This window comes from Roseivirga sp. UBA1976 (genome assembly GCF_002336325.1).
Classification (GTDB): Bacteria; Bacteroidota; Bacteroidia; order Cytophagales; family Cyclobacteriaceae; genus Roseivirga; species Roseivirga thermotolerans.
Genome location: NZ_DDDQ01000060.1, coordinates 1 through 8,348 on the forward strand (window position 1 = coordinate 1; position 8,348 = coordinate 8,348).

Consider the following 8,348-nt stretch of genomic DNA (forward strand, 5'->3'; position numbering starts at 1 on the left):
GGTAGCCCACCCCAGGCGCATGTGCCTTACCCAAGGCATTATTTCTTCAGTGTGTGGGGCATTGGCGTTAAAGGCATGCCCTTGTATGGTAGCGTTGTGTACCACACCTTCCAAACCATAGCCTAAAAAGAAGTAGTTGTGGGTTTCCATGCTGCGGCTACCTTCGCCAATCAGGGCATTTACAAAAGCACTCTTACTAAGACCCCTCAAATGTCCAAACCTCAGGTCTATTCGCTGCCTGGCATTCACAAAGGCGTTGCCCAACTGCATGGCCGATGTGGTTATTAGATCGAACCGGCTTGGCACCAGCACAAACTGCCGGTTATACTCTAGCGAAAAATTAAACACAAATCCATTGGGTATTTGGTTTTTCCACCCCTGCGGTTGTGGAAAGCCAAACTGCTTATGGTACCATTCCTGAAATGCCTGCGCTCCGGATGCCTTGCCTATCACTCCCAGCTCTATGCCGTAGCTAATGCGTTTATAGGTTTCAGGGAATTCGGCCACTTGAAAATTACCATTGAGCAGTCCGGCATAAGGCCTGTAATAGGCCTCGGGGTTTATTATTCGCAGGTCTTGGGGAGTCCAAAAACGCTGAGCCAGCCCCACTTCATAAATTACTTTTTTGGAAGATTTTTTGTTTTTGGGCAAGAAGCGGTAGTTAAAGAACATTCCATTGGAGTAGTACCGATCAATGCCGAGAAACAGGTACACGTCATTTTCATTGACAATAGAAAACTCGCGGTTTCTAAACTCGGTTTGAGCCTGTAGCCCAAAAGAAATTAATAAAGATGCAAAGACAATTGGCCTGAGAAACCTCATGTATTCGTAGATTGAGCGCAAAAGTGTGAATTAATTTTCGCTTACACCACACTTTTAGCCGAAATGGAAAGACTGCTAAACCAACTAAATAAGCGTAAAAGCACCAACTCTTTCAGGGAGTTGCGCACTCCAACCAAGGGATTGATCGATTTTTCATCGAACGATTACCTGGGTCTGGCCCAATCGAAAGAATTAAAGGAGACTATTATGGAGCGATACAGCTCTATGCACAGCCTCAACGGCTCTACAGGCTCACGATTGATCACCGGCAACTCTCAACTCACTGAAGCTACGGAGTCGTTGTTGGCCGATGTTTTTCAGTCTGAAAGCACCCTGGTCTTCAATTCCGGATACATGGCCAATCTGGCCTTGTTCTCAGCCATTCCGCAACGAGGCGACACCATACTGTACGATGAGCTCTCTCATGCCTGCATTAAAGACGGTGCGCGATTGAGTCTGGCTCGCAAGATGCCTTTCAAACACAATGCGCTAGATGATCTTTCCCGAAAGCTGGAACAATCGGAAGGCCAGGTATATGTGGCAGTAGAGTCAGTCTATTCGATGGATGGAGATGCCGCTCCGCTCCAAGAATTGGTGACACTAACACAAAAACACAAGGCCCATCTCATTATAGATGAAGCGCATAGCACAGGTGTTTTCGGAAAAAATGGTAGCGGAATGGTAAATGAGCTTGGGCTTAGTGAACAGGTTTTTGCTGTAGTATACACCTTTGGTAAGGGCATGGGTATTCATGGTGCGGCCATAGCCACCAATGCCACAGCAAAAGACTATCTCATTAACTTTTCCCGCCCCTTTATCTATACCACGGCACCCTCCGATTTCGAGCTTATTTCTATTCAGGAAGCTTTCGGGCAGCTTAGTTCTGCCCCATGGCGACAGTTAAAGCTACAAGCCAACAGTCAACTATTCAACTCGTTATTACCCGAAAACGCCTCCCCTTCGGCCATCAAGGCTGTAGTGGTTGGCGGAAACGATAAAACCAAATTGGTAGCCTCAGAGTTACTGCAACTAGGGCTGGATGTACGGCCCATTTTAAGTCCGACAGTAAAAGAAGGCACCGAACGCCTTCGGATTTGCCTGCACAGCTTTAATACTGAAGAAGAAATTGTATTACTTTGTGGGCAACTGAAAAGACTGACTAAGAGAAGCGACTCGTAATGGTCGGCTTTTGAACATATTTAATACTGAATGCAATCCAACTCTAAAGATTACACCAAGAAGAAGTACGATCAGGTATTGCCGGGTGGAATAAATGAATGGCCAGTAGTGGCTCTTAGCCGCAACAGAGCGGAATTTATTAAAGAAGTAACTGAGGAGAGCATACGCAGAATAAAAGCCAACAATAAATCGCGTGAGGCACTCATAGAAGAAATTGAGACAACCCTCTTTAGAGAAAAACTACGGATTAAAAGAAACCCATGGGCAGTAGACCCGCCCGATGAAGCCGCCTTTCTTAACTCAATTAAGGAACGGTTGCTGGACATTGCACAAACTGAAGACGACAAAGCCAAAGACGAGCAACTGGACGCCATTCTTTACGACATCATTGGCCGGTACTCCAATGAAATAGCGGGTAACTTTAAAAAATCACGCTACCGGATGGCCCGCTCCATAGTCACTTTTGGTTTTGCCCGATTGCTCAATGCCTCACGGGCCAGAGGGTTTTGGTCTATTTTCAGTACACAATACACCCTGCAAGACAAAATTCATATTACAGGCGAGGTTGAACAATTGCGCACACTGGCCAAGAAGGGCACCATTATTATGGTTCCTACTCATTTCAGCAACCTGGACTCTATACTAATTGGCTGGGTAATTAGCACACTGGGGCTGCCAGCATTTATTTATGGTGCAGGACTCAACCTTTTTAACATTCGCATGTTTGCCTACTTTATGAACAGCCTGGGGGCTTATAAGGTAGACAGGCGCAAAAAGAATATGCTGTATCTGGAAACGCTTAAGGCCTACTCCAGTTTGGCAATTCAACGGGGCTGCCATAGCCTCTTCTTTCCGGGAGGTACCCGGTCCCGCTCCGGGCAAATCGAAAAACGGCTGAAACTGGGACTTTTAAGCACGGCTATTGAAGCCCAGCGGGTAAACTATCAGAAAGGAAAACGCGATGCCCTGGAAAAAATATTTGTAGTTCCCGTTACCCTCAACTATCATTTTGTACTCGAAGCTCCTAGCCTTATCCGTCAGTACCTTAAGCTTCAGGGGCAGGAACGATACTATGTAGAAAATGACGAATACTCTACATCATATAAGATTTCTACCTTTTTGCTGAAATTCTTTACTAAGGGCTCTGATATATCGGTTTCTATCGGTAAAGCTATGGATGTGTTGGGCAACTATGTTAATGATCAGGGCGAAAGCTTCGACAAGCACGGACGCATTATAGATACGCAAGAATACTTCACTCAAGACGGGCGTATAATTTCGCAAAATCAGCAACGCGAAGATGAGTATACGCGCATGCTGAGTGAACGAATAGTAGAAGAGTACCATCGCATTAACAAAGTATTTGCCAGCCACCTGGCAGCATTTACAGCCTTTGTTATACTTCAAAAGAAATTCAAGAAACTAGACTTATATAACATATTGCGTCTTCCTGAAGAAGACCTTGTAATTCCCTATGAGGAGTTCAAGACCTCTTTCGAAAGCGTGCTAACCAAGGTTCACCGCATGCACAATGCCGGTGAGATAGGCGTCTCTCCTTACCTGACCGGAGAAGTCGATAAGATCATAGATCATGGTTTAAAAAATGTGGGCATGTACCACTCCAAACGACCATTGATTAAGAACAAGAAGGGTGATATTACTACGCAAGATCTAAACCTGTTGTACTATTATCATAACCGACTAGTAGGCTACAATCTCGAAAAATATGTCTGAGCAATTGGTGGGTGTAATCGGAGCAGGAAGCTTCGGAACAGCCGTTTCCAACATACTGGCCAAAAACGTGAACGTGCTACTTTATGCACGAAACACAGAAACCATTGCTGAAATTAAGAAAACCCGCACCTGTGCAGGGCAAAAGCTTTCCGATCGGGTAGAGGTCACTAACAACCTATCGGATTTGCCCCAAAACTGCAATGTCCTTTTCCCCATGGTTCCCTCAGCATCGTTCCGGGAAATGGTTCTGAGTCTGGCACCTCACCTGCGGCCCTACCACATGATGATTCATGGCACCAAGGGGCTCCATCTGGAGCTGCCGGAAAAAAAGGCTCCGGATTTCGTACTCAATAAAAGCAACCTCTACACCATGAGCGAGTTAATTCGCAAAGAAACCGTGGTTGTTCGGGTTGGCTGTATGGCCGGTCCCAATCTGGCCTCTGAACTTTCTATGGGACACCCGGCAGCTACCGTTATAGCCTCGCCCTTCAATGAGGTAATTAGCAAAGGCAAAAGTCTGCTCCGCTCAGAAAACTTCCAGGTGTATGGCAATGCCGACCTTCGGGGAGTAGAGCTGTGCGGTATTCTTAAGAACATTATTGCCATTGGCTCCGGAATTCTCTCCGGCCTGGGGCTTGGCGAAAACTCTCGCGGTCTTCTAGTGAGCCGTGGCTTGGTAGAAATGATCTACCTGGGCAAGGCACTCGGAGGCGAAATATCTTCTTTCGTAGGCCTGGCCGGCATTGGCGATCTGGTGGCCACTACCACCAGTACCAGCAGTAGAAACTATACGCTTGGCCATAAAATTGGCAAAGGAGCCACATTGCAAGAAGCTCTTGGCGAAATGGAAGAAACTGCCGAAGGTGTAAACACCATACGCATTATTAAACAACTGGCCGATAGCCAGGGACTAAAACCACTAATTACAGAGACCCTGTTTAAAATTCTTGAAGGAGAAATGACAGCCGAACAGGGTGTAAACTATCTGATGCGCTATCAGGGGAATATTGATATCAACTTTCTTTAGCCAACTTTTCCATCGCTTCAAGCCGTTGCAATAGTGGAGGATGTGAGTAATGAACAAAGACATAAGCAGGATGCGGGCTAAGATTGCTAAGACTTGAGGCTGAAAGCTTTTTGAGTGCAGTCATTAAAGGTTGGGCAGCATAGGTGCTTGCCGCAAAAGCATCCGCTTCATACTCATTCTTTCGGCTCAATGCGTTCATCAACAAGCCTGTGAGTCTGGAAATTGGCGTATACAACAGGCCAAAGGCTATAAAATTGAGGTGAACCGCCAATTGATTTCCCCCAAGAGCCAAAGACAAATTCTCATTGAACATAAACAGAGAAAGCACATAGAAAGTAATCGCCAGCTGTACCACACTAATCAACAGGCTCATCACAATGTGTTTCTTTTTATAATGTCCTACCTCATGAGCCAGCACAGCCACTAATTCTTCGGTAGTGTGCTTTTCAATGAGGGTATCGTAGAGCACAATCTTTTTTTGCTTACCTAGGCCGGAAAAGAAAGCGTTGGCTTTTGTAGACCTCTTGGAGCCATCAATTACAAAGATATTTTTAAGCGGAAACCCTACACTGTTGCTATAGGCTACAATTTGCCCCTTCAGCTCCCCGTCTTCAAGAGGCTTAAGCTTATTGAAAAGAGGCAAGATGAGTGAAGTATAAAAGAGATTCATTACCAGCATAAACAGCGATACAAGCCCCAGGCCATACAGCCAAAACTGAGCTCCGAGTTCCTGTATAATCCACAGCAGCGCATACCCAAGCCCACCACCAATAAGCGCTATTAGCAAATAGCCCTTCAGCTTGTCGGTAATAAATGTTTTTAAGGTTGTTTTGTTAAAACCGAATCGCTCTTCCAGCACAAAGGTGGCATAGTAAGCAAAGGGAATATTTACCCAGTCAGACAACAGAAAGAGCACACCAAAAAAGGACAGCGAGAGCAGTATAGGGTCGTCTATGGAGTCTCTCAGCCAGGCGTCCAGCCAACCAAAAAGACCAAGTGATAAAACCAAAAGGGTAAGTAATGTACTAAAAGCCGAGGTAACAAAACCAAACTTTGCCTTGGCCTTCTGGTATTGCTGCGATCTGACATATTCGTCAGCCTCATACAAGCCTTCGAGCTTTTCGGGCAATTTAGTTTTTGAGTGGCGCAGGTTGAGGTAGTCTAATCCCTGGTCAACCACATAATCGACCGATACAATACCAACAATCAGGTAAAGCCACTCTTCAGGAGTCATACAACATACTTTAATTCTTCGGGCAAGGTATTCTCCATCTATCCCTTGGCACCTTCACGGGCTTGTTGAAATTGAGGAAATAGGCCATGGAAAATTCATGAGCTCCCCCCGCCTCAATACCCAAATCGGAAATGGTATAATCGAAACTATAGCCAATATTGAAATTGTTGGTGGTAACCCCCAGCGAAAATATAATAGCCTCATTATTGGGGAAGTTCTCAAACTGATTAAAAGGTACTCCCCTGTACTGTATACCCAGGTTAATAGGCTCAAGGTGTACAAAGGCACCCACGTCTAACTGAGAAAACTTACCTTGTTGCTTGTACTGAAACACAGGGGTAATGGAGCGTTCGGCATAGGTGTAAGTCAGGTCTTTACGTAAAGGTCCTCTTCCTATCTTAAACTTAATTCCCCCATGCAGAGTAATGCGCTGCGGCAAGGGGCTGTCTCCTCCAATAATGGACTGATTGGGCTCTGTGAGGTGTTGTACGGCAGCCCCTAAAAAGAGCCTTCTGGAATAAAGCACCCCTCCCACACTTAAGTCGCCAAAGCTAACCCTTAAATCACGGTTGGCCACTGATGGATCTGTGATGGTTCTATCTATAGCTCCTGTAATTGGGTCTATTTGGTTGGCAAATACTAAACTCTGAAAGCCCGCATTCCGATTGAAATAGTTGTATTGAATTCCCGGTCTGAACACCAGGTTATCATTGATCTTTAGCTGATAGGCATAACTAAGCCCTATATTGGTAGACTGCAGTCCGGCATGGCCTTCTCTGTCAGTAGTAATAATCATACCTATACCACTATTGTACTTATACATAAAGTGGTCGGCATAAAAAGAAAAGGTTACAAAAGAAGATTGCAGATTGGGCCACTGGTTTCGATAGTTCACCCCCATTCGGGTATATTCAGAGGCTCCGGTAAAGGCCGGGTTTATATAAAGCGGGGCGGCATAAAATTGCGAGAACTGAGGGTCTTGCGCCTTTAAATCGCTCAAAGTGAATAAACTGATTAAGGAAATAAGTACTATGCCTGCTCTTCGCATGTAAGTTTTAACAATTAAACGGAAAGAAACCCTGTCACTATTATACTATAGTTTGCCAATTTTTAATTTTTCTACGAGAAGAGCTCGTTTCCACATAGAAGAATTCCGTTATCTTAGGGCATCATAACGAAGGGCTGAATATAATAAAAACCTTTATAACTGCGTATTATGGGTATGATTTCAGCCAATTGTCCATAAGATAAAAGATAAACGTGTCCGCAAAGAAGATTGCTCAGTTCTTAACTGTGTTTCTGTTAACCACCTTCACATTAACAGCGCAGAATTATACCCAGCACAATTGGTATTTCATGGGGAACAATCAGGCATTGATCTTTGGCAAATCGCCCGAAGCCCCTCCCATTCTTCATCCGGGTAAAATTCCTCAAAACAATATTGGAGAGAAGGTAACGGCCACCTCTCCACTTTCTGGCGACTTATACTTCTATTCCGATGGCATAAATATTTATGATGGCACCAACCAGGTTATGCAAAATGGAACGGGCATACTTACCGACCCCAATGCCATACAGGCAATGAGTACAAGCCCGGCCCCGGGAGTGGGCAATGAACTTATTCAATATCTTCTGCACAGAAATGCAGCCGGAGAAATTTTATGGACTGCTGTCAACACCGGTCTGGCCGGTAACCGCACCGATGGTCCTCCGGCCGGAGTAGTGCTGGCACAAAAAAATATGCCTACCGGCATTACCGACAGAGGTGACGGTATGATAGTCATCGGTTCACGCGATTTAGAAGAATTCTGGTTGCTAAGCCAGAACGCCACCACGGGAATCATTGAATTGCATAGCATTCCTGAACCCGGAGGAACGTTCGATCTGGTTGCTAACCTAAACCTTACATCACCCATACGGGCTCAGCATTTTGCCCTTCATGCGGCTACCGGACAAATAGCCATAATCCCGGCCAACAATACCAACATAGAAGTTATTCAGTTCGAAGAAACCGGTGGCCCCGGACCACAGCTCAACACCGTGAGAACCATTCTCAATTCTTTCGCGGCAGGTCAGACCTTTGGAGGTTCGGCCGGATGGTCACTATCAGGTAACTACCTCTACTTTAGCCGAAACAGAGCCACCGAAGGGGGCTTGTATCGATTCAACATGTTCGATTCGCGTCCCGATGCATCGATAGAGACAGTACAAACGTATGGCTCTTTACAGAGCAGAAGCCTTCAACTGGCTCCCGACAGCACCATTTACCACATTACGCAAGACATTGGTGGTGCCACCACCCATCTCAACCGAATTAATCAGCCCGATAGCGTTGTAGCGCGCATTCAGTAT

General features: G+C 45.5%; 7 protein-coding genes. 4 read left to right on the top strand and 3 right to left on the bottom strand.

The genetic code is table 11. The annotated features are described in order from the left end of the window. On the bottom strand, window positions 1-822 hold an 822-nt coding region (locus tag B3763_RS06610; RefSeq protein ID WP_286744996.1), incomplete at its 3' end, for a lipid A deacylase LpxR family protein. 63 nt (window positions 823-885) lie between these two features. Between B3763_RS06610 and B3763_RS06615 the strand changes: the two genes are divergently transcribed. Genes B3763_RS06615 through B3763_RS06625 form a run of 3 tightly spaced genes read left to right on the top strand, consistent with a single transcriptional unit; the run spans window position 886 to window position 4,762 of the window. Next, window positions 886-2,001 (top strand): aminotransferase class I/II-fold pyridoxal phosphate-dependent enzyme, encoded by a 1,116-nt coding sequence (locus tag B3763_RS06615; RefSeq protein ID WP_286744998.1) that lies wholly within the window; start codon window positions 886-888, stop codon window positions 1,999-2,001. A gap of 30 nt (window positions 2,002-2,031) precedes the next feature. Continuing rightward, window positions 2,032-3,735, top strand: coding sequence for a 1-acyl-sn-glycerol-3-phosphate acyltransferase (locus B3763_RS06620; RefSeq protein ID WP_189630174.1), 1,704 nt, complete (start codon window positions 2,032-2,034; stop codon window positions 3,733-3,735). Next, window positions 3,728-4,762: an NAD(P)H-dependent glycerol-3-phosphate dehydrogenase gene (locus B3763_RS06625; protein WP_286744999.1), complete on the top strand. Its 1,035-nt coding sequence runs from the start codon at window positions 3,728-3,730 to the stop codon at window positions 4,760-4,762. Before B3763_RS06620 ends, B3763_RS06625 begins: the two co-directional genes overlap by 8 nt. On the opposite strand, the gene B3763_RS06630 is transcribed toward B3763_RS06625, so the two are convergent. Beyond that, a complete protein-coding gene (locus tag B3763_RS06630; RefSeq protein ID WP_286745000.1) occupies window positions 4,749-5,996 on the bottom strand; it encodes a M48 family metallopeptidase in 1,248 nt (415 codons plus the stop codon). The genes B3763_RS06625 and B3763_RS06630 overlap by 14 nt on opposite strands. 10 nt (window positions 5,997-6,006) lie before the next feature. Further along, window positions 6,007-7,044, bottom strand: coding sequence for a PorP/SprF family type IX secretion system membrane protein (locus B3763_RS06635; protein ID WP_286745002.1), 1,038 nt, complete (start codon window positions 7,042-7,044; stop codon window positions 6,007-6,009). 212 nt (window positions 7,045-7,256) lie between these two features. Here B3763_RS06635 and B3763_RS06640 point away from each other — a divergent pair. Next, on the top strand, window positions 7,257-8,348 hold a 1,092-nt coding region (locus B3763_RS06640), incomplete at its 3' end, for a hypothetical protein (RefSeq protein WP_286745004.1).

Bases quoted from the DNA above. Each gene is read 5' to 3' on its own strand.
- B3763_RS06615 (WP_286744998.1), top strand. From the start codon at position 886: ATGGAAAGACTGCTAAACCAACTAAATAAGCGTAAAAGCACCAACTCT.
- B3763_RS06620 (WP_189630174.1), top strand. From the start codon at position 2,032: ATGCAATCCAACTCTAAAGATTACACCAAGAAGAAGTACGATCAGGTA.
- B3763_RS06625 (WP_286744999.1), top strand. From the start codon at position 3,728: ATGTCTGAGCAATTGGTGGGTGTAATCGGAGCAGGAAGCTTCGGAACA.
- B3763_RS06630 (WP_286745000.1), bottom strand. From the start codon at position 5,996: ATGACTCCTGAAGAGTGGCTTTACCTGATTGTTGGTATTGTATCGGTC.
- B3763_RS06635 (WP_286745002.1), bottom strand. From the start codon at position 7,044: ATGCGAAGAGCAGGCATAGTACTTATTTCCTTAATCAGTTTATTCACT.